This window comes from Microbacterium sp. ISL-59, assembly GCF_018613945.1.
Lineage (GTDB): Bacteria > Actinomycetota > Actinomycetes > Actinomycetales > Microbacteriaceae > Microbacterium > Microbacterium oxydans_B.
The window spans coordinates 762,412-781,542 of sequence record NZ_JAGGPG010000001.1 but is presented as its reverse complement, the minus strand read 5'-3'; the positions used below and the strand labels follow the sequence as shown (position 1 = coordinate 781,542).

The following is a 19,131-nucleotide window of genomic DNA, read 5'->3' as shown; positions in this document are numbered from 1 at the left end:
AATCCAAGGGTGACTTCGACTGCCGTGCATCTCCCCATCCCCCGTCTCCCACGCGTGCGTGCGGCGGCCGGACGGCTTCAGGATAACCCGGTGGCCGGACACAAGCGGGTCCTGCTCGCCGCGCCGCGTGGATACTGCGCCGGCGTCGACCGTGCCGTCGTCGCCGTCGAGAAGGCGCTCGAACGCTACGGCGCCCCGGTCTATGTGCGCAAGCAGATCGTGCACAACATCCACGTCGTGACCGAGCTCGAGGAGAAGGGCGCGGTCTTCGTCGAAGAGGTCGACGAGGTCCCCGAGGGCGCGCACGTCGTCTTCAGCGCGCACGGCGTCTCCCCGGCGGTCGTCAACGCCGCCTCCGATCGCGGACTGCACGCGATCGACGCGACCTGCCCTCTGGTCACCAAGGTGCACCGCGAGGCCGTGCGCTTCGCCCGCGACGACTTCGAGATCCTGCTCATCGGTCACGAGGGCCATGAAGAGGTCGAGGGGACGGCAGGCGAGGCCCCGGAGCACGTCACGGTCGTGAACTCTCCGGAAGAGGCCGACACGGTCGTCGTCAAGGACCCGAACAAGGTCGTCTGGCTCTCGCAGACCACCCTCTCGGTCGACGAGACGATGGAGACGGTGAACCGGCTGCGCACGCGCTTCCCCGAGCTGCACAACCCGCCGTCCGACGACATCTGCTACGCCACGCAGAACCGCCAGGTCGCGATCAAGAAGGTCGCGGCCGGTGCCGACCTCGTGATCGTCGTGGGCTCATCCAACTCCTCGAACAGCGTGCGCCTCGTCGAAGTCGCCCTCGAGTACGGGGCGAAGGCGGCGTACCGCGTCGACTATGCCGAAGAGATCCAGCAGGAGTGGCTCGACGGAGTCGAGACCGTCGGCGTGACCAGTGGCGCCTCCGTACCTGAGGTGCTGGTGCGTGAGGTGCTCGAAGCGATCGGCGATGCCGGCTACCGCGATGTCGAAGAGGTCAAGACCGCGGAGGAGGACCTCATGTTCTCCCTGCCCAAGGAGCTTCGACACGATGCTTCCGGTCAGCGTGACGATCGTGCACTCGGCGGTCGTGCCACTGGAGGAGGCGCGTAGCGTTGAGCGCCGCGGAAGCGGAGCCGACCCTCATCGGGTCGGTGCAGCGCGCGCTGCGACTGGTCGACATCGTCGCCAACTCACCTCGTCCGCTTCCGGCCAAGATGTTGGCGGCGATCACGGGGCTGACGCCGGGCACGACCTACAACCTGGTGCGCACCCTCGTCCATGAGGGGTATCTGAATTCCGAACCGGACGGATTGGTGCTCGGGACCCGGTTCCCCTCGTTCCAGCAGCAGATCGACTCGCGGGGGGTCTTCCTCGCACGGGTCCGAGCGGCTCTTCGGGACGTGACGGAGGATGTGGGAGCGACCGCGTACCTCTCCCGGTTCGCCGATGGAGAGATGCACCTCGTCGACATCGTCGACGCGGTGCGCAACCCGAGGGTGGAGCTGTGGGTCGGTCTGCAGTCGAGCGCGCACGCGACCGCTCTGGGGAAGCAGATCCTGGCGGACCTCCCCGATGATGAGCGACTGGACTACCTTTCCCGGCATCGCCTGGAGGAGCTCACGCCGCGCACCATCAGTGATCGCACGACACTGCTGACCCAACTGGAGCATTCGCCGGGGTGGGCGGTGGATCATGAGGAGTATGTGATCGGCGCGACCTGCGTCGCCGTGCCGGTCGTCGCGCCCGGCGTCACCGCATCGCTGGCGATCTCATTGCCGGCCGACCGCGCGGTGGTGGACCGTGAGCTCGTCGCGACGCTGCAGCGAACGGCCAGACGGCTCTCGCTGCAACTCGGTGCCGACAACCTCGACGCCGGCTCCGACGGCGCGGAGTTCACTATCTGAAGTCTGGCCCCTGGCGCTCGGGCACGCGTTTTCCTATGATCGGAGAAGTAGCGGCATGCATCAGCGCTACTGATCACCACAGGCGTCCCCAGCGCCGGTGATCAAACTGGATGAGAAGCGTCCCCAGCGCTTCACATCCGCGGCCCCGCGAAGTCCCCACTTCTCCGGGGCCGCTATCGTTTTCGCCCTCCCTCGCTGTGAGCCGCCCAGAGCCGGGACGGTTAGCATGGCGGGATGACCGATCAGCGCCCGCAGTACGGCGAACTCGCCACGCCGGAGGAGCAGCGGCGAGCCGCCGGGCTGCCGCCCCTCGACGAGGTCGTCGTCGCCCCGCCGGCGCCGCCGACCGAGGGACCGACCGCGCCCAGCCCGAGTGCGACCGCCCCCGCTGCGCGTCCGCACCCGGTCGACCGCTTCGTGACCATTGCGCTGTTGGCCTACGGTCTGGTGAACATCATCATCACCGGGTTGTCGTACCTCGACCTGCCGACCGTGATGAACGAGACGATGAAGATCCTCGGCATCGAGGGGGAGTTCACGAACTTCGGCCAGGGGCGGATCTGGGGCACGATCGCGGCCATCGTGCTCGCCGTCGGGTGGTCGATCACCGCGGCGCTGTCGATCCGACGGCTGCGGCGTCGCCGGCTCAGCTGGTGGGTGCCGATCGCGGGTGCGCTGGCGACGATGATCGTCGTGACGATCTGCATCTCGGTGCCGATGATGAACGACCCGGCGTTCGTGGCGTATCTGTCGACCGTCGGACGGTAGACGCCGAATCGCACGGCTACTGTCGAAGGATGCCCCAGAACAGTTTCGGCGTCCACCTCTCCTACACTTCGGTCGATCGTGGTGACGGGACCGACCCGCGCGACGCGGCTCACGACGTCCTCGCTCGACTGCGCGTGCTCGCCGGCGTGCGTGATGCGACAGCCGCGTGGGACGACCACGAGGAGGCCGTGCTCGCGATCGCGGTGACCGACGACGGCCACGTCCTGACGCTCAGCGAGCAGGACACGATCGAGTCGACCCTGTCGGCGAGCGAGCTGAAGGCAGCCTTCGAGGAGAAGGGCCTCACGCTCTGGCTGGACGAGGACGTGGACGAGGCGTTCGGCTTCGATTCGGTGGAGGAATTGGTCGACGAGCTCATCGACGATTCCGTCGAGGTGGGCGCCGACGATTCGGAGGATGCCGCGATCGATTCCGCACTGTTCGCGGCTTCGGCGGTGCAGGTCTCCGCGTTCTCGCACCGCGGCCCCGCGATCGCCCGCATGCTCGCGGCCGTCCACGGGACCGCGGTCGACCACCGCGAGCCCGGAGACTGGTCGCTCCAGCGGTTCGAGACCTCGGAGCCGAGCGGTGCCTGGGTGAGTTCGAAGGCCGAGTTGCCCGTGATCGAGCTGAACCGCGCCGACGCCGCCGTGTGGTTCGAAGTGGCCGTGGGCAGCGGAGGCCCGATCCCGTTCTGGACCGAGGCGGAACGCGACACCCGGCCGGTCCTCGACATCGACGCCATCCGCGTTCCGGAGACGGCGGAGATCTACCGTCGGCTCCTCACCGAGGGCGACGGGAGCCGCGATGAGCTCCTCGAGATCGCCGCAGCCGTGGACCTCGACGTGGATGCCGCACACCGGGCACTGATCCCCGAGGCCCTGGGGGGCGTGGTCGGCGCGGAGGATCGCCAGCGCGCCTTCCTCGCTGCCTTCGGCATCTCGTCCGACCTGATCGACACCGCATTCGGAAGCGCGACCACGGGGGCGGATCGACGGTTCCTTCCTGTGGGATGGTGGCCCACGCTCCGGGAGACGGCGATCGCCGGACTCGGGGAACTCACGCCGCTCACCCGCCGAGAGCGGCCGCTCGCACGTATCGGCGACGCACTCCGTCGCCGCCCCGCCGCGGGTCTCCTGCTCTCCGTCGGGGAACTCGGGGCGGGCCTGTGGGTCGCATCTCGATCGCGGGGAGCGGGCAGGACACTCGGAGTGCTTCTCGTGGTGGATGCCGTCGTCGACGCGGCCATCTGGGTCACCCGCATTCGCCGCAGTCGCGGCGAGTGACAGCCCCGCCCTCGGGCGGTGCCGCCGAAAATGAGAGATGCCCCAGCCGACCGGCTGGGGCATCTCTCATCGAAGTCGTGACGGATCAGCTCTTCGACTGGCCGTACGAGCCGAGCTGACGGGTCGACTCGACCACGCGGGCGGCCATCGCCGACTCGGCGATCTTGCCCCAGGCGCGGGGGTCGTACTGCTTCTTGTTGCCGACCTCGCCGTCGACCTTCAGCACGCCGTCGTAGTTCTTGAACATGTAGTCGGCGATCGCACGCGTGTAGGCGTACTGCGTGTCGGTGTCGATGTTCATCTTGATGACACCGTTCGCGACCGCGAGGGCGATCTCCTCATCGGTCGAGCCGGAGCCGCCGTGGAAGACCAGATCGAGCGGCTTGGCGCCCGTGTTGTACTTCGCCGCGACCTCTGCCTGGATCTCGCCGAGGAGTTCCGGGCGCAGCTTGACACCGCCCGGCTTGTACACGCCGTGCACGTTGCCGAAGGTGAGGGCGGCGATGTAGCGACCCTGCTCGCCCAGACCGAGGGCCTGCACGGCCTGGTCGACGTCGGCGAACGTCGTGTAGAGGGCGTCGTTCGAGCCCTCATGCTGCACGCCGTCCTCTTCGCCACCGACGACGCCGATCTCGACCTCGAGGATGGCGTTGATGTTCTTCATGCGGGGGAGCAGGTCCTTCGCGATCTCGATGTTCTCCGCGAGGGGAACGGCCGAACCGTCCCACATGTGGGACTGGAAGATCGGGTTGCGACCGGCCTTGACCTCGTCCTCGGAGGCTGCGATCAGCGGCTCGACGAAGCCGGCGAGGGCGTCCTTCGGGCAGTGGTCCGTGTGCAGCGCAACGGTGACCGGGTAGTTCTTGGCGACCTCGGTGGCGAAGCGGGCGAAGGCGAGTGCGCCGGTGGCGCGTGCCTTCACGGTGTGGCCGGCGAAGTAGTCGGCTCCACCCGTGGTGACCTGGATGATGCCGTCGGAGCCGGCCTCGGTCAGCCCCTGGAGGACGGAGTTGATCGTCTGCGAGCTCGAGACGTTGAATGCGGGGTACGCGAAGCCGCCGGCCTTCGCGCGGTCGAGCATTTCGGCGTACTGATCCGGGGTGGCGACGGGCATGAGAACTCCTGCGATAAGGGAAGCCGGGACAGGTGCCACTCTATCGGGGCGACCGGAGTCGTACCGCAGGCGAGGGTCCCGCCGGCGCCGCACCTTGTGCTCAGGCGTTAAGAATCGCGATTCCTTCGCGTCGTGGAGCGCGAAAACCGGGCTGTTCGCTCGCGTCGATAGCTAGGCTGACCGCATGGTGAGTCTGACTGCGGATCTGAGCCCTCTTCGTCCCGACCGTAACCTCGCGATGGAGTTGGTGCGAGCGACGGAGGCTGCGGCCATCCGCGCGGTCCCCTTCATCGGTCGAGGCGCGAAGGAGGCCGCCGACGGGGCGGCCGTCGACGCGATGCGCGCGTTCCTGGGCACCGTCGACTTCCAGGGCCGCGTCGTGATCGGCGAGGGTGAGAAAGACAACGCACCCATGCTGTTCAACGGCGAGGTCGTCGGCACCGGGCGCGGACCGCTGTGCGACATCGCAGTCGATCCCATCGACGGAACCTCGCTCACCGCAGCAGGCCGGCAGAACGCGCTGTCCGTGATCGCGGTGTCCGACCGGGGCACGATGCTGGATGCATCCACCGTCTTCTACATGGACAAGCTCGTCACGGGACCCGCAGGCGTCGGCGTCGTCGACATCCGGCTCCCCATCGGCGAGAACATCCGCAAGCTCGCCGGCGCGCTCGACAAGCCCGTCGACGAGATCGTCGTGTCGGTGCTGAACCGTCCGCGTCACGAGCAGCTCATCCAGGACATCCGCGATGCGGGCGCCGGCACCCGACTGATGAGCGACGGTGACGTCGCGGGTGGGATCAACGCCGCCCGGCATGATGCGCGCACCGACATGTGCGTCGGCGTCGGAGGCAGCCCCGAGGGCATCGTCACGGCATGCGCCATCAAGGCGCTCGGCGGACACATCCAGGGGCGCCTGTGGCCGCGTGACGACGACGAGCGTCAGCGCGGGATCGACGCCGGGCTCGACATGGACAGGGTCTACGAGGCCGACGACCTGGTGCAGGGCAACAACACGATCTTCGTCGCGACGGGCGTGACCGACGGCCAGCTCGTTGCCGGCGTCCGCCGCGAGCGGGGCTATGTGTACACGGAGAGCGTCGTGCTCCGCGGTGCTTCCGGGACCCTCCGCCGCATCGCCTCGGAGCACCTCGTCTCGAAGTGGCTCTGATTCACGGGCCCTTCTGAGGGCGTGTTCTCCCGGCCGCCGACGACGGCATCGTTATCGAGCCGGTATGGGCTCGGGGTGGCGTGAGCCACGCTTTCCGAAGCGCCGTGTCACAATTGTCACTGGGTTTGTCGCCGTGGACGGAGCCGTCAGGCACCGCAGGCACAGGAGGGCGAACGGATGACAACGCAGCACACGAGCGGCTCGAAGGCCGCCGCGACGAAGATCATCACGACGAACACCGGGCGAATTCTCCGAGTGAGCGCCGACGCCGAGCCGGGCGTCGCAGCCACCCCGCCCGTGACCACCCCGCCGGCGGCGATCGCCGATCCGGCTCGCCGCGCTGACGTGCTGTTCCGCGTCCGCCGCGACGAGGGCCATGAGATCAGTGCCTGGTGGATGATCGGAGCTTTCCTCGCCACCAGTGGCCTCGTGATCCTGCTGCTCAGCGGCGTCCCCGGTATCGCCTGAGGCGCTGCTCGACAGTTCGTCCGCAGGCTACGCCATCCGCCGCACTGCAGGCGTGACGGCGGTGCACGGCGTCGGCGGGCCCTAGATCTCGTCGAGACGAATCCGCACCTCGCCCACGTCCGCGCGCACTGATGCCGCTCCGAGGTGATCCGTGGCTTCTGACGTTTCAGCCACCGGTTCGTCCCCTTGCCGGTCTGCGGCGATCAGCTCGGGAGCGGTGAAGCGTCGTCCTGTGCTTTCCGTCACTGCCGGAACGGACGCGAGAGCCGCGGCGTCGACGCCGGGGAACTGCCGCGCGGTGACGAGCACGCGCGTCTCGAGGGAGCCGGCGAAGCGGTTGTAGCTGTCGACCGTGCGCTCCAGGGCGCGGCGCAGGTCGTCGGCGTGTCCGGCGAGAGTTCCCAACCGGTCGTAGAGCTGCGTGCCGAGGGTGAGCAGCGTGCGCGCCTCGGTCGACACCTCCTGCTGGGTCCACGTGAAAGCCACGGTCTTCAGGACAGCCCAGAGATTCACGGGAGACGCGAGAGCCACGCGTCGGCTGAACGCGTAGTCGAGCAGGGTGGGGTCTTCGTCGATGGCCGCCGCGAGCAGCGACTCGCTCGGCAGGAAGCAGATCACGAACTCGGGACTCGCGTCGAGTCCGGCCCAGTACGCCTTCTTGGCCAGGGCATCGATGTGCGCGCGGACGGCCTTGACGTGCTTCTGCATGAGGGATCGCCGCTGGGGTTCCTGGGCGTCGCCCGCCGACAGCGCCGAAGCCTCGAGATACGCGTCGAGCGGCACCTTGGCGTCGACCGCGATGGAGCTGCCACCGGCGAGACGGATGACCATGTCGGGCCGACCCTGGCCCCGGTCGGAGGAGATCGTCGCCTGCAGATCGAAGTCGATGTGACGTGTGAGGCCTGCCGCTTCCACCACGCGGCGTAGCTGCGTCTCGCCCCACACTCCGCGAGTGGCTGTCGAGCGCAGCGCTCCGGCGAGGGACTCCGTCGTCGCCCGCAGCGCCTCGTCGGATTCCTGCGCGCGTCGCAGCTGCTCCTCCAGCGTGCCGAACTGGGCGTGGCGCTCGCGTTCGATCGCGGTGACCTTGGTCTGCATCTGCTGCAGGCTCTCCCGCACCGGAGCCAGCGCCGTCAGCACCGCGTTCTGCTGCTGCACGCGCTGCGCCTCGGCGCGCTGCTCGTTCCGTGAGTGCTCGACGGCATCGCGGTAGAGGTCGTACTGGCGGTCGCGGTCGTCGCGCGCGGCGGCCAGCTCGGCCTGAGCGCGCGCGAGATCAGCGGCCCCACGTCCTGCGTGCAGGAACCAGCCCACAGCGACACCCGCCGCGAGAGCGACGAGGAGGAGAACCACAGCCAGAGCATCCATGTGTTCATGATGCGGCCGGCATCGGACATTACGAGGTCGCCGCGCACGGGGGCGGTGTGTCGGCTCAGGCGACGGCGCGCTCCAGAGCAGGCGCGACGGGTGCGGTGACGCGCAGGCTCAGCGCGTCGGCGAGCGCGAACACGTCGGCGGCACCCGCCCTGGCGGCCGCATCGATCACGATCTGCGCGCAGGCACGAGCATCGGCGAGGGCATCGTGGTGCGCGAACTCCTCGAACCCGGCGGCGGCTGCGGCGACGGGCAGGCGATAGGAGTCGAGCACATACGTCTTCCGTGCGACCTGCAGGCTGCAGAGCGAGCGGTACGGCGGGCAGAGCTGCCCCGTCGCCTCCGAGGCGCGGCGCAGCACGTTGAGGTCGAAGCCGGCGTTGTGGGCGACGAGAACGTCGGCTCCGGCAAAGGCGCAGAGTCTGTCGAACTGGTCGACCCAGGTGGCGGCCGACAGCACATCCTCCGGTTGGATGCCATGGATCCGCACGTTCCACTCCTGGAACTCGTCGTGACCGGGCGGCGGCTGGATGAGCCATCCGGTGGTGGCGACGACCTCGCCGCCGCGCACACGGACCAGTCCGACGGAACAGGCGGAGGCGGGGCTGGAGTTCGCGGTCTCGAAGTCGATCGCAGTGAAGTCCAGTGGCACGTATCCACTCTCACCCCGAGGTCGGCGACCAGGCGGGAGACTCGCCGTAGGCTGGCCGCATGGCTGAGGACATGGCGACGTCGTTCGGAGCACAGGCCGGGGATTACGAGGTCGGCAGACCCGAGTATCCCTTCGAGGCGGTGGCGTGGATGCTCGAGCGGATGCCGCACGGAACCCGCCGTATCGCCGATGTCGGTGCCGGCACGGGCAAGCTCACGCGGGTCCTGACGGAAGCGCCGGATGCCGAGGTCGTCGCGATCGACCCGGATTCCGAGATGCTCGCGACGCTGCGTGGTGCTGTCCCGGGCGTGCCGACCTTCGTGGGCTCGGCAGAGCGGCTACCCCTTCCTGATGCCAGCGTCGATGCGGTCGTCCTGGGGCAGGCCTGGCACTGGGTCGATCCCGTCGCCGGATCCGCCGAGATCGGTCGGGTCGTGCGCCGCGGGGGAGTGCTCGGTCTCATCTGGAACATCCGCGACGATCGGGTCGACTGGGTGCGCCGGTTGACCGAGATCATGCACGGCAGCCACGCCGAGAACATGCTTGCCGAGGGAGATCCTGTCGTCGCTGCCCCGTTCGGCCCGCTCGAGCAGGAGCGCTGGGAGTGGGTCCGCCCCATCACGCGCGATCTGCTGCACCGCATGGCGGCGTCGCGCAGCTACATCATCACCGCCTCCGACGATGAGAAGGCTCGGATCCGGGGCGACCTCGACGCGCTGTTCGACGAGCTCGATCTGCACGGAGAGACGACCATCGACCTTCCGTACGTGACACGGGCCTACCGCGCCATCCGCGACTGAGGAGCGGCCTTCCGCAGGGCGATGGGGGTGGGGCCAGGTAGACTCGTGCCCCGTGGCTCTCACTATCGGCATCGTCGGCCTGCCCAACGTCGGCAAGTCCACCCTCTTCAACGCACTCACCAAGAACGACGTGCTCGCGGCGAACTATCCGTTCGCGACGATCGAGCCCAACGTCGGCGTGGTGAACCTGCCCGACCCGCGCCTCGACAAGCTCGCGGAGATCTTCGGCAGCGAGCGGATCCTCCCCGCAGCGGTGTCCTTCGTCGACATCGCCGGCATCGTGCGCGGTGCGAGTGAGGGTGAGGGGCTCGGCAACAAGTTCCTCGCGAACATCCGTGAGGCCGACGCCATCGCTCAGGTCGTGCGCGGCTTCTCGGACGACGACGTCGTGCACGTCGACGGCACGGTGAACCCCGCCTCCGACATGGAGACGATCAACGCCGAGCTCATGCTCGCCGACCTCGAGACGGTCGACAAGGCGATCGCCCGGTACGAGAAGGAAGTCCGCGGCAAGAAGATCGAGCCCGTCGTGCTCGAGACCGCGAACGCCGCGAAGGATGCTCTGGAGCGCGGCGTTCTGCTGTCGGTCGCTGGCATCGATCTGACGCCGATCCGCGAGCTGGGCCTCCTGACCGCGAAGCCTGTCATCTTCGTCTTCAACGTCGATGAGGGCGTTCTGACCGACCCCGCGCGCAAGGAAGAGCTCGCCGCTCTCGTTGCTCCGGCGAAGGCCATCTTCCTCGACGCGAAGATCGAGTCCGAGCTCATCGACCTCGACCCGGAAGATGCCGCCGAACTGCTCGCGTCGACCGGCCAGGACGAGTCGGGGCTCGACCAGCTCGCCCGCATCGGCTTCGACACCCTCGGACTGCAGACCTACCTGACGGCCGGTCCGAAGGAAGCTCGTGCCTGGACGATCCCCAAGGGGTCGAAGGCCCCGCAGGCGGCCGGCGTCATCCACACCGACTTCGAGAAGGGCTTCATCAAGGCCGAGATCGTGTCGTTCGCGGATCTGGTCGAGACGGGCTCCGTCGTCGAGGCCCGGGCCAAGGGCAAGGCTCGCCTTGAGGGCAAGGACTACGTCATGCAGGACGGCGACGTCGTGGAGTTCCGCTTCAACAACTGAAACGCGGCATCTGGCGGCTCGAAGTAAGACCGCGAGACGAGTCGTCCAAGCGGCGCGAAGCTTCCGTCGTCGAGTCAGGCGTGCGCCGAAGGGGCATGGGTATCCACCGAGTCCCGAGTGATAGGGATCGCCCCGACCCCCAGTCCGATGAGCGATCCAACCGCTCCGCAGGCAAGAGCCCATCCGGCGCACCACGCAAGTACAGAGCTTCGGGGATCGACGAAGCGGGGATTCTCCGAGTACGTCGCCATTGCTCCGGGGAACCATGCAAGGAGCACGACCAGGACGCCCACAACTGCGCCGCACGCAAACCCAACCATGGCAAACGTCAGCATCCGGCGACCGGCGGGGCGGAACTCACGCATCGAGGGAGCCATGAGCTAAAGATACGGCCTGCGACCACAGGGTGAGAGGGACAGCCCACGCATGACAACGATGTGGTGGACTTCCGCATCGGAAACATGTCTGGCGGTTCGAAGTAGGCTTCGTCCATGATCCGGGGCAACAGGGCGTCGCTCAGCATTCACAGCGACACGAAGACGGTAGCCGAAATCTCCGCGATTCTCGGACTGGAGCCTACTCACTGGGGTGACAAAGGCGATCTCACACCTGCGGGGCGGGCCGGTCGGAACTATGCGCCGGAGCATCTGACGCATCAGCGGACCTTTTGGTCGCTCACTGAGAATGTTGATGAACCGAGTGTCGACGATCAGACCGGTTTCTCCGCACTTCGCGCGTTGGTGGCGAGACTGGAACCGAACGCACAGGCACTCATGGAGCTACGCCAAGGCGGGGAGACCAGGCTCTGGTGGTCCGGAGACTCCGACAGCACGCAGGGTGGATTCGTGCTGGAGGCGGACCTTCTCCGCTACCTTTCCAAGCTGGGGTGTGATGTCTTCGGGACCGCGTTTCTCACCGAGGACGAGGACGAGGACGAGGGTGCGACGGCGACGTCAAGGAGCTCTGCTTCAACAACTGAGCGGGGATCGTAGGTCAGGGGACCTCTCAGACCCTGTCTATTCCGCGGAGTCGGCGCCAGGCCGTGGGGCCTCGGCCTCCATCAGACCCTTCCGATACTTCGTGGCCGCACGCCGGATCGTTGCCACCTTCGGGTTATCCGCCCGCGATGCGGGAAGACGGTCGAGGATCGTCACGTCGGCTCGTGCAGCGAGCGTCAGAAGTCCCCACATTCCGATCGAGTCGAGCTCGAAGTCAACCCCCTCCGGGGTTGCTGCCGCGAACGCCGCATACGCGGCCCCTTCGAGCTCGGGGTCGCTCGGCCTCTTCGCCGCGCCCTTGACGGCGTTCGGCTGATTCGAGTAGTCATCGAGCTTCGTCAGAAGTTGATCGGCGCGTTCTGTGCCGAGTGCCGATCCGAGCTCGGCTTGGATCGGGTACGTCTCCGTCATTCTCGTCTCCAGCGCTCTGTTGATCGAAGCTGCGGTGGGAGCCGGGGAAAGGTCCCGCACGGGCAGAATACCCAGTCCGAGGCCCTTCGCGTGCGGCCGGGAGCTCGTCAGAACATCCCGGGAATCTGCTGGAGCACCCAAGAGAAGCCGATCATGAGTGCGGTCGCGACCGGGAACACGAACACGGTCACCAGGCCTGCCCGAGGGCTCTCCGGCTGCTCGCCCGGGCCGACGATCGGGTCATCCTGCACCCGACCGCCAAGAAAGGCGCGCAGCTGCAGGAGGAAACCGGCGGCGAGAAGGGCCACGCCGATGGCCGAGGCGACCCCGATGCTCACCTCTCCGACCTGCTGAGGCAGGAGGAGAAGTGCGCCGACCATCACGACGAGCAGCACGATCCAGCCGACCCAGCTGCGTACCGGATGCTGGGCGATCATCCGCAGGGGCACGTGCGACGCGAAGAGGAGCAGCGCGAGCGATGCCGCGGCGATCGCGAGCAGGACGAGGTGCCCGACGGTCACGGCAAGTGCGGACTCGCCCGCGAATGCCGCCTGCGCGCTGAAGGTGGTGAGCAGCATGCCGAAGAGGCCGAGAACCAGGGCGATGCCCCATCCGGGATCGATTCGGTGAGGTGACTGCCGGGGCTGCTCCGGGGCGTCCTCGGCGGCGTACGCACGGGGTTCGCCGAATGCGGTGAGGGCGCTCTCCCCGGACTCGGACACATGGCTCTCCACGACCACGAGGGAATCGCCGATCCGCGGTCCCGGAACGCCGAGGAGGCGCTGTTCGAGCACGAACTGCTCGATCCAGTCCCTGTCGACGCTCGGCGCCAGTCGCGTGTAGGTGTCGACGGAGCCGAAGCCCGTCCTGTCGCTCAGGTTCATCGGTGTTGCCTTTCGGTTCCCGGTGGTCATCTCAGTTCTCGGCCCTTCTCGAGCGCTCCATCGGTGAGATCGCGGGTGGTCTTCGTGAAGTCGGCCCAGAGCTCGGCCAGGGACCGGGCATGCGTGCGGCCCTGTTCTGTCAGGGAGAAGTACTTCCGGCCGGGGCCGCCTTCACCCGGACGCCACTCGACCTCGACGAACCCGGACTCCTCCAGACGGCCGAGGAGGGGGTAGAGCGTGCCGCCCTTGACGGTGCCCAGCCCGGCTGCGGTCAGGTTCTGGGTGATCGCGTACCCGTAGTTCGGGCCATCGAGGAGGGTCCGCAGCACGCACACGCCCAGCACGCTTCTCATCCACTCGCTCGGCCACTCTTCCGGACTCATGACTAGAGCGTACGTCGGACTAGTCAGATTTGCAACTAGTGGTCGGCGCGGGTGCCTCCCCGCGAGTGACAGGATTGACGGATGACCGCAACACTCGTGGCCCAAGGGCTGGCCGGCGGGTACGGCCACCGCACCCTGTTCGACTCGCTCGACCTCACTGTCACCGCCGGCGACGTCGTCGGCCTCGTCGGAGCCAACGGAGCAGGGAAGTCGACCCTCCTGAAGCTGCTGGCCGGCGTCGACGAGCCGCAGGCCGGCACCATCAGGCTCGCTCCGGCGGATGCGTTCGTCGGCTGGCTTCCGCAGGAGCACGAGCGCGTCGTCGGAGAGAGCGTCGTCGACTACATCGCCCGCCGTACCGGGTGTGCCGCCGCGACCAGAGACATGGATGCCGCAGCCGCGGCTCTCGGTGATCCCTCGCTCGCGGCTCCGGGCACAGACCCCGCCGACACCTACTCCACGGCGTTGGATCGGTGGCTGGCCAGCGGTGCCGCGGACCTCGACGAACGCGTTCCCGCCGTGCTCGCCGACCTCGGACTCGATCTGGGCGACGAACCTGCCGACACCATGATGACCTCGCTGTCGGGAGGACAGGCGGCACGCGTCGGCCTCGCTGCGCTACTGCTCTCTCGCTTCGACATCGCGCTGCTGGATGAACCGACCAACGACCTCGACCTCGACGGCATCGAGCGGCTGGAAGCCTTCGTCCGCGGTCTTCGGGGCGGTGTCGTGGTGGTCAGCCACGACCGTGAGTTCCTCGCCCGTTGCGTGACCAGGGTCTTGGAACTCGACCTCGCGCAGAACAGCAACCGGGTGTTCGGCGGTGGGTACGACTCGTACCTGGAGGAGCGGGCGACTGTTCGTCGGCACCAGCGCGAGAAGTACGACGAGTTCGCCGACAAGAAGGCCGACCTCGTGTCCCGCGCCCGCACGCAGCGCGAGTGGTCGAGCCAGGGTGTGCGTAACGCGATGAAGAAAGCACCGGACAACGACAAGATCAAGCGCAAGGCGTCGGCCGAGTCCAGCGAGAAGCAGGCGCAGAAGGTGCGTCAGATGGAGAGCAGAATCGCCCGCCTCGAAGAGGTCGAGGAGCCGCGCAAGGAGTGGCAGCTCGAATTCACGATCGGTTCCGCCCCGCGCTCCAGCTCCGTCGTCTCGACACTGAGCTCGGCCGTGTTCCGGCAGGGATCCTTCCAGCTCGGACCGGTGTCGCTGCAGGTGAATGCGGGGGAGCGCATCGGCATCACCGGTCCCAACGGCGCCGGAAAGTCGACGCTGCTCCGCGGGCTGCTGGGGCGTCAGCTTCCCGATGAGGGAACGGCGAGCCTCGGCGCGAGCGTGCAGATCGGCGAGATCGACCAGGCCCGTGCGCAGCTCGTCGGAACGCAACCGCTCGCGGTCGCGTTCGAAGAGCTCGTGCCGGAGATGGCATCCGCGGAGATCCGCACACTCCTCGCCAAATTCGGCCTCAAGGCCGATCACGTGACGCGCGCGGTCGATGAACTCTCGCCGGGGGAGCGCACGCGGGCAGGGCTCGCCCTGCTGCAGGCCCGCGGCATCAACCTGCTCGTGCTCGACGAGCCGACCAACCACCTCGACCTGCCCGCGATCGAACAGCTCGAACAGGCGCTCGAATCCTACGAAGGAACCCTGCTGCTCGTCACGCACGACCGGCGGATGCTCGCCACGGTGCAGACCGACCGGCATTGGCGGGTGGAAGCCGGGCAGGTCGTCGAGGCATGACGAGCATCATCATCGACGCGGTCCCGCACGGTCGCCTGACCACGAGCGACATGGCGCAACTGCAGGCACTTTTCGACGACGAGTATCTCGGCGAGTTCGGTGAGTGGGATCCCGATCAGCCGTACGGCTACGCACCCCACGACGTTCACCTCATCGCCCGTCTCGGCGATCAGATCGTGGGTCACGTCGGTTGGGCGCGGCGGACCGTCGGCGTCGGTGCGGTGGAGCTCGTGATCGCGGGAGTCGGTGGGGTGCTGATCTCCCCACGCGCACGCGGGCAGCGCGTCGGTGCTCGGCTCCTGATACACGCGGCCGCGTCGATGACGGATGCCGGCGGGATCGAGTTCGGCTATCTCGGGTGCCGCGAAGAGGTCGTCTCCTTCTACGAATCGTGTGGATGGCGCCGCATCTCGGCGGTCGAGCACTCGATCGATCGCGCGGGTCAGCCCTCCACGCAGCCCTCGGGGCCGCCCATCCTGACGCTCGCACTCGGTCCGACACCGCGCATGTGGCCCGCGGCCACGATCGATCTTCGCGGGCGGGCCTGGTAGTCGACCGGCGGGATCCTCGTCTCGCGGACCGCCGGGTCGGGATACGCTGGAGGACGGCGGCTCCGGTCGCGGTCCGGTCGCAGGCGTCCGCCGTGGAGGTTCCGCCTGAATTCCTGACACCGACGGCACGAGGAGATTCACGCCGATGACCGACACCCAGATCTTCGAGCCCGACGGCCGCGCGATCCCCTTCGTCGACGAGGGCGACGGTCCCGTCAAGCTCGTCCTGATCCAGGAGCGCGACCTCCCGGCCGACATCCTCGGTGTCGTCGCGCACTACCTCGCCGAAGAGGCGGGCTTCCACGTGCTGCGGATCGGTCACCGCGCCGAGGTCAAGGGCGAAGAGGTTTCGCTGGACGAGCGCGTCGAGGATGCGCTCGCCGTGATCGACCACGTCGGCCTCGGCGACACCTGGATCGGCGGACACGGGTTCGGCGGCACCGTCGCGCGGGCTTTCGCCGTCGCGCACGCCGACCGCGTGAACGGCCTGGCGCTGCTCGGCGTCGAAGAGCTCGACATCCCCCTCGCGCCGGTGATGCCCGTTCTGATCATCCAGGGGACGAAAGACAACGTCACCCCGTTCGCCAACGGTGAGCAGCTGCAGTCGACGGCGCCCGAGCGTGCGAGCGTGAAGAGCATCGACGGGGGAGACCACCACTTCCCGATGACGCACCCGATCGAGACCGCGGTCGTCATCGAGGAGTACCTCGACTGGGACTGAGCCCCTAGCGGCCTTGCCGCTTCTTGTACGGCTTCGGCTGACCCTTCACCGCGGGGGTTCGGCCCTTGCCCTTCGAGGCCTTCGCCTTGCCGCCGGCGGGTGCGGGGGCGTTCTTCACCGGCGCGGGCGCCGCGGCGACCTCCGCCTTCGCCTCGACCAGCAAGAGCTCACCGACGTGCGTCAGCCGGGTCTGCCCCTCGCGGTGGACGATCGGATGGCCGACCTCGGCCTCGAGCTTGTCGATCGACGTGTACAGCGAGGCCAGTGGGATGCCGAGCTTCTCGGCCGCCCGCGGAAAGTGGAGCTCTTCCGCGAGGACGACGAAACGGCGGAGCAGAGAGATCTTCACGGTGGCCCTTCGACTGTTCGCACGGGATTGCGAGCCACTCCAGGTTACGCGGTGGAAGCCGCCGGTCAGATGTCGCTGAAGTCGTTCGCGGGAGATTGGATCTGTGTGACGGCGTCCGTCTCCAACAGGAAGAGCACGTAGAGGATACCGACGGATCCGGGGTGCGTCAGCGATTGCGTGTCCGGCACCTCCTGTCGGCCCAGGCCCAGTTCGGTGGCGGTCGCCGGGTCTTCTTCATCGATCAGTGCCCAGGCGCCTGCGTCGAGGAGGTCTGCCCTGCTCGACCCCACCTGGAGCCCTTCCTCCGTCATCACGGGGATCCCGTCGACCTCGGCCGCGGTGACCGCGATCGACGCAGGGCTTGCGCCGGAGGTGTCGGTGAGCACCCGCAGACCGTCCCAGACATAGGCCTGCATCTCGACGTCGTAGCCCTCCATCCCCTCGACCGGTTCGGGCTCCGGCAGTTCACCCGTCGCATCCTCGAGCAGGGCGAGAAGCGCATCCGAATCCGCATACTCCGCAGTCGCGGTGCCTCCGTCGTCCGTGAAGGAGAGGCCGTCGAGCGTGACGACGAGCTGGGGTTCGACCTCGGGCTCCGCAGACGCGGAGGTGGACGGCGTGGCCGCAGGTGAAGCGGACGGGGCCGCCGTCGGGGAGCTGCATCCGAGGAGCAGCAGCGCAGAGGCTGTGAGGACCAGGACAGGTGCGAGAACACGTGGCATGGTTCGGAGCGTAGCGCCCACCTGCGCCCTCATCGCGCAAGGGCGTGTCGTCGAGATGGAATCGTGAGGACCGACGCTGCCGTGACACGACGGATGCCGCGACCGAATCGGCCGCGGCATCCGGAATCCTTCGGTCAGGCGACCTGGGGGAGCACCGCGAACGACACGGAGCCCTCGTCGTCCACGCCCGCATCGAGGATCTTGTCGTCGAGTGCGGCGACGGCGGACTCATCGAGGAAGAGCCGGGTGCCGGAGACCTCGACGACCTGGTCCTGGGGCTCCGGATCTGCGGCGACGAGCACCGCGAGACGCGCGCCGCCCTCCGCGTTCTGAGGTTCGGACGAGTGGATGCGCAGTCCGGCATCCGGGGCGTCGGTCTGGCGACTGACGAGCGTCGTCACGATGGCGGAGGCGTTGTCGGTGAGGGTGAGCACGAGACTCTCCTTCCGTTCGGGGCATGTCACGGTCGCAACATGTCCGGGCTACGATGCCGAACTCGGACGATCACCTCAACCCCCTTGTGCCGATTCGGAGGAGGCTCTTATCCTCCTCGCAGGTTCTTCCGCAGGAACACCTGTTCCGTGCCGTCGCCGTCCGGCACGCGCTCGTGCTCGACGTAGCCGCACCTCTCGTAGAGGCGGATGTTCGCCTCGCTCAGGCTGCCGGTGAAGAGTTCGGCGACCTGTGCGTTGGATGCGCTCTCTGCGTGATCGAGCAGCGTCCGCCCGACTCCCTCGCCCTGCATGTCGGGGGCGATCGCGATCCTCCCGATGAGGAGCATCCCGTCCTTCTCCACGAAGCGGATCGCGCCCACGAGGCGTCCGTCGATGCGCGCCGCCAAGCCGGACTCCGCGCGCAGCTCCGCCTCGAGCTCGGTGAGGGTCTGCGTCAGGGGAGGCATGTCCACGCTCCCGTAGATCGCGGCTTCCGAGACGAAGGCCGCACGCTGCACGGTGAGCACTTCACCGGCGTCCGCTTCGCTGAGGGGGGAGATGACGATCTCGCGGTCGTTCGGGTCGTTCTGTTCTGTCACGATGCGGGGTTCTCTTTCTGTCGCGCATTCAGGTCCGGTCGCCACACTCGGGCTCCGCGCTTCCGGTGTCAACCCCCTCGGGTCCGGGCCCAGGTCGCCGTTATCCTCACCGGCAGGAGGTCACAGACATGGCTGATAGCAAGACGAAGAAGACCGGCACCTCGACGAAGGGTGCCGTGAAGACCACGCGCCAGCAGAATGCGGAGAAGGGCTTCACCGCCTCGCCCACGCTCGCGAGCAACCTGCAACTCGTGCTCGTCGACCTGCTCGAACTGGCGATTCAGGGGAAGCAGGCGCACTGGAACGTCGTGGGCCGCAACTTCCGAGACACCCACCGCCAGCTCGACGAGATCATCGACGATGCGCGCGCGTTCAGCGACACGATCGCCGAGCGGATGCGCGCCCTGCACGCCGTTCCCGACGGGCGCAGCGCGACCATCGCCAAGACCACGACTCTGCCCGCGTTCCCCGCGGGGGAGGTCTCGACCACCGAGACCATCGACTTGGTGACCGAGCGCCTGGAAGCGGCGGTCGGGACGATGCGCGACGTGCACGACGCCGTCGACGAGGAAGACCCGACGTCGGCCGATCTCCTGCACGCGGTCATCGAACGACTCGAGCAGTTCGCCTGGATGGTCAGCGCCGAGAACCGCAGCCCCGCCGGTCGCTGAGATCGCCCCTGCCCCTCGGACCG

23 protein-coding genes are annotated in these 19,131 nt (G+C 67.9%); 13 read left to right on the top strand and 10 right to left on the bottom strand.

The features are described 5' to 3' along the window. The first annotated feature begins 9 nt into the window (after positions 1-9). The 4 genes from J7E45_RS03745 to J7E45_RS03730 all read left to right on the top strand — a co-directional run bounded on the left by J7E45_RS03745 (position 10) and on the right by J7E45_RS03730 (position 3,937). The gene (locus J7E45_RS03745; protein ID WP_215067115.1) at positions 10-1,089 is read left to right on the top strand and encodes a 4-hydroxy-3-methylbut-2-enyl diphosphate reductase; all 1,080 of its coding nucleotides are present in this window, start codon (positions 10-12) and stop codon (positions 1,087-1,089) included. 2 nt (positions 1,090-1,091) lie between these two features. Next, positions 1,092-1,883, top strand: a complete 792-nt coding sequence (locus J7E45_RS03740; RefSeq protein WP_091034257.1) for an IclR family transcriptional regulator — start codon at positions 1,092-1,094, stop codon at positions 1,881-1,883. Between the two features lie 234 nt (positions 1,884-2,117). Beyond that, positions 2,118-2,651 (top strand): DUF6264 family protein, encoded by a 534-nt coding sequence (locus J7E45_RS03735; RefSeq protein ID WP_215067113.1) that lies wholly within the window; start codon positions 2,118-2,120, stop codon positions 2,649-2,651. A gap of 29 nt (positions 2,652-2,680) precedes the next feature. After that, a complete protein-coding gene (locus tag J7E45_RS03730; RefSeq protein ID WP_215067111.1) occupies positions 2,681-3,937 on the top strand; it encodes a hypothetical protein in 1,257 nt (418 codons plus the stop codon). 85 nt (positions 3,938-4,022) lie between these two features. Here the strand turns inward: J7E45_RS03730 and fbaA are convergent, their stop codons facing one another. Next, positions 4,023-5,051, bottom strand: a complete 1,029-nt coding sequence (gene fbaA, locus J7E45_RS03725) for a class II fructose-bisphosphate aldolase (protein WP_091034247.1) — start codon at positions 5,049-5,051, stop codon at positions 4,023-4,025. Between the two features lie 184 nt (positions 5,052-5,235). Here fbaA and glpX point away from each other — a divergent pair, with 184 nt between their 5' ends. Beyond that, positions 5,236-6,222: a class II fructose-bisphosphatase gene (gene glpX / locus J7E45_RS03720; RefSeq protein ID WP_091034244.1), complete on the top strand. Its 987-nt coding sequence runs from the start codon at positions 5,236-5,238 to the stop codon at positions 6,220-6,222. Between the two features lie 177 nt (positions 6,223-6,399). Further along, complete coding sequence (locus J7E45_RS03715; RefSeq protein WP_215067109.1) at positions 6,400-6,690, top strand: hypothetical protein; 291 nt, start codon at positions 6,400-6,402, stop codon at positions 6,688-6,690. A gap of 81 nt (positions 6,691-6,771) precedes the next feature. Here the strand turns inward: J7E45_RS03715 and J7E45_RS03710 are convergent, their stop codons facing one another. Continuing rightward, the gene (locus J7E45_RS03710) at positions 6,772-8,058 is read right to left on the bottom strand and encodes a DNA recombination protein RmuC (RefSeq protein WP_215067107.1); all 1,287 of its coding nucleotides are present in this window, start codon (positions 8,056-8,058) and stop codon (positions 6,772-6,774) included. 64 nt (positions 8,059-8,122) lie between these two features. Continuing rightward, positions 8,123-8,716 carry an exonuclease domain-containing protein gene (locus J7E45_RS03705; protein ID WP_029262950.1) on the bottom strand — a complete coding sequence of 198 codons (594 nt, stop codon included), beginning with the start codon at positions 8,714-8,716 and terminating at the stop codon, positions 8,123-8,125. A 59-nt stretch (positions 8,717-8,775) separates the two neighbouring features. On the opposite strand from J7E45_RS03705, the gene J7E45_RS03700 reads away from it, so the two are divergent. The 3 genes from J7E45_RS03700 (at position 8,776) to J7E45_RS03690 (ending at position 11,634) form a co-directional block, all read left to right on the top strand. Then, on the top strand, positions 8,776-9,516 hold the full coding sequence (locus tag J7E45_RS03700) for a class I SAM-dependent methyltransferase (protein WP_215067105.1): 741 nt from the start codon (positions 8,776-8,778) through the stop codon (positions 9,514-9,516). Positions 9,517-9,568: 52 nt separating this feature from the next. Beyond that, positions 9,569-10,642, top strand: coding sequence for a redox-regulated ATPase YchF (ychF, locus tag J7E45_RS03695; RefSeq protein ID WP_215067103.1), 1,074 nt, complete (start codon positions 9,569-9,571; stop codon positions 10,640-10,642). Positions 10,643-11,133: 491 nt separating this feature from the next. Then, a complete protein-coding gene (locus tag J7E45_RS03690) occupies positions 11,134-11,634 on the top strand; it encodes a DUF4279 domain-containing protein (RefSeq protein ID WP_215067101.1) in 501 nt (166 codons plus the stop codon). A gap of 24 nt (positions 11,635-11,658) precedes the next feature. Here J7E45_RS03690 and J7E45_RS03685 read toward each other — a convergent pair whose 3' ends face one another. From J7E45_RS03685 to J7E45_RS03675, 3 genes are all read right to left on the bottom strand, one after another. Beyond that, positions 11,659-12,051, bottom strand: coding sequence for a hypothetical protein (locus J7E45_RS03685; RefSeq protein ID WP_215067099.1), 393 nt, complete (start codon positions 12,049-12,051; stop codon positions 11,659-11,661). Between the two features lie 107 nt (positions 12,052-12,158). Next, positions 12,159-12,935 (bottom strand): hypothetical protein, encoded by a 777-nt coding sequence (locus J7E45_RS03680; RefSeq protein WP_215067097.1) that lies wholly within the window; start codon positions 12,933-12,935, stop codon positions 12,159-12,161. Between the two features lie 26 nt (positions 12,936-12,961). Continuing rightward, positions 12,962-13,318 carry a PadR family transcriptional regulator gene (locus J7E45_RS03675; protein WP_215067095.1) on the bottom strand — a complete coding sequence of 119 codons (357 nt, stop codon included), beginning with the start codon at positions 13,316-13,318 and terminating at the stop codon, positions 12,962-12,964. 81 nt (positions 13,319-13,399) lie between these two features. On the opposite strand from J7E45_RS03675, the gene J7E45_RS03670 reads away from it, so the two are divergent. From J7E45_RS03670 to J7E45_RS03660, 3 genes are all read left to right on the top strand, one after another. After that, positions 13,400-15,061: an ABC-F family ATP-binding cassette domain-containing protein gene (locus J7E45_RS03670; protein ID WP_215067093.1), complete on the top strand. Its 1,662-nt coding sequence runs from the start codon at positions 13,400-13,402 to the stop codon at positions 15,059-15,061. Then, on the top strand, positions 15,058-15,612 hold the full coding sequence (locus tag J7E45_RS03665; protein WP_215067091.1) for a GNAT family N-acetyltransferase: 555 nt from the start codon (positions 15,058-15,060) through the stop codon (positions 15,610-15,612). The genes J7E45_RS03670 and J7E45_RS03665 overlap by 4 nt, the downstream gene beginning before the upstream one ends. A gap of 145 nt (positions 15,613-15,757) precedes the next feature. Beyond that, positions 15,758-16,333, top strand: coding sequence for an alpha/beta fold hydrolase (locus J7E45_RS03660; protein ID WP_215067089.1), 576 nt, complete (start codon positions 15,758-15,760; stop codon positions 16,331-16,333). 4 nt (positions 16,334-16,337) lie between these two features. Here the strand turns inward: J7E45_RS03660 and J7E45_RS03655 are convergent, their stop codons facing one another. The 4 genes from J7E45_RS03655 to J7E45_RS03640 all read right to left on the bottom strand — a co-directional run bounded on the left by J7E45_RS03655 (position 16,338) and on the right by J7E45_RS03640 (position 18,437). Next, positions 16,338-16,682 carry a LysR family transcriptional regulator gene (locus J7E45_RS03655; RefSeq protein ID WP_029262938.1) on the bottom strand — a complete coding sequence of 115 codons (345 nt, stop codon included), beginning with the start codon at positions 16,680-16,682 and terminating at the stop codon, positions 16,338-16,340. A gap of 65 nt (positions 16,683-16,747) precedes the next feature. Beyond that, positions 16,748-17,404: a hypothetical protein gene (locus J7E45_RS03650; protein ID WP_215067087.1), complete on the bottom strand. Its 657-nt coding sequence runs from the start codon at positions 17,402-17,404 to the stop codon at positions 16,748-16,750. A 134-nt stretch (positions 17,405-17,538) separates the two neighbouring features. Beyond that, positions 17,539-17,838, bottom strand: a complete 300-nt coding sequence (locus J7E45_RS03645; RefSeq protein WP_029262936.1) for a Fe-S cluster assembly protein HesB — start codon at positions 17,836-17,838, stop codon at positions 17,539-17,541. A gap of 107 nt (positions 17,839-17,945) precedes the next feature. Beyond that, positions 17,946-18,437 (bottom strand): GNAT family N-acetyltransferase, encoded by a 492-nt coding sequence (locus J7E45_RS03640; protein WP_215067085.1) that lies wholly within the window; start codon positions 18,435-18,437, stop codon positions 17,946-17,948. 128 nt (positions 18,438-18,565) lie between these two features. Here J7E45_RS03640 and J7E45_RS03635 point away from each other — a divergent pair, with 128 nt between their 5' ends. Continuing rightward, positions 18,566-19,108: a Dps family protein gene (locus tag J7E45_RS03635; RefSeq protein WP_167633953.1), complete on the top strand. Its 543-nt coding sequence runs from the start codon at positions 18,566-18,568 to the stop codon at positions 19,106-19,108. Positions 19,109-19,131 lie beyond the last annotated feature (23 nt).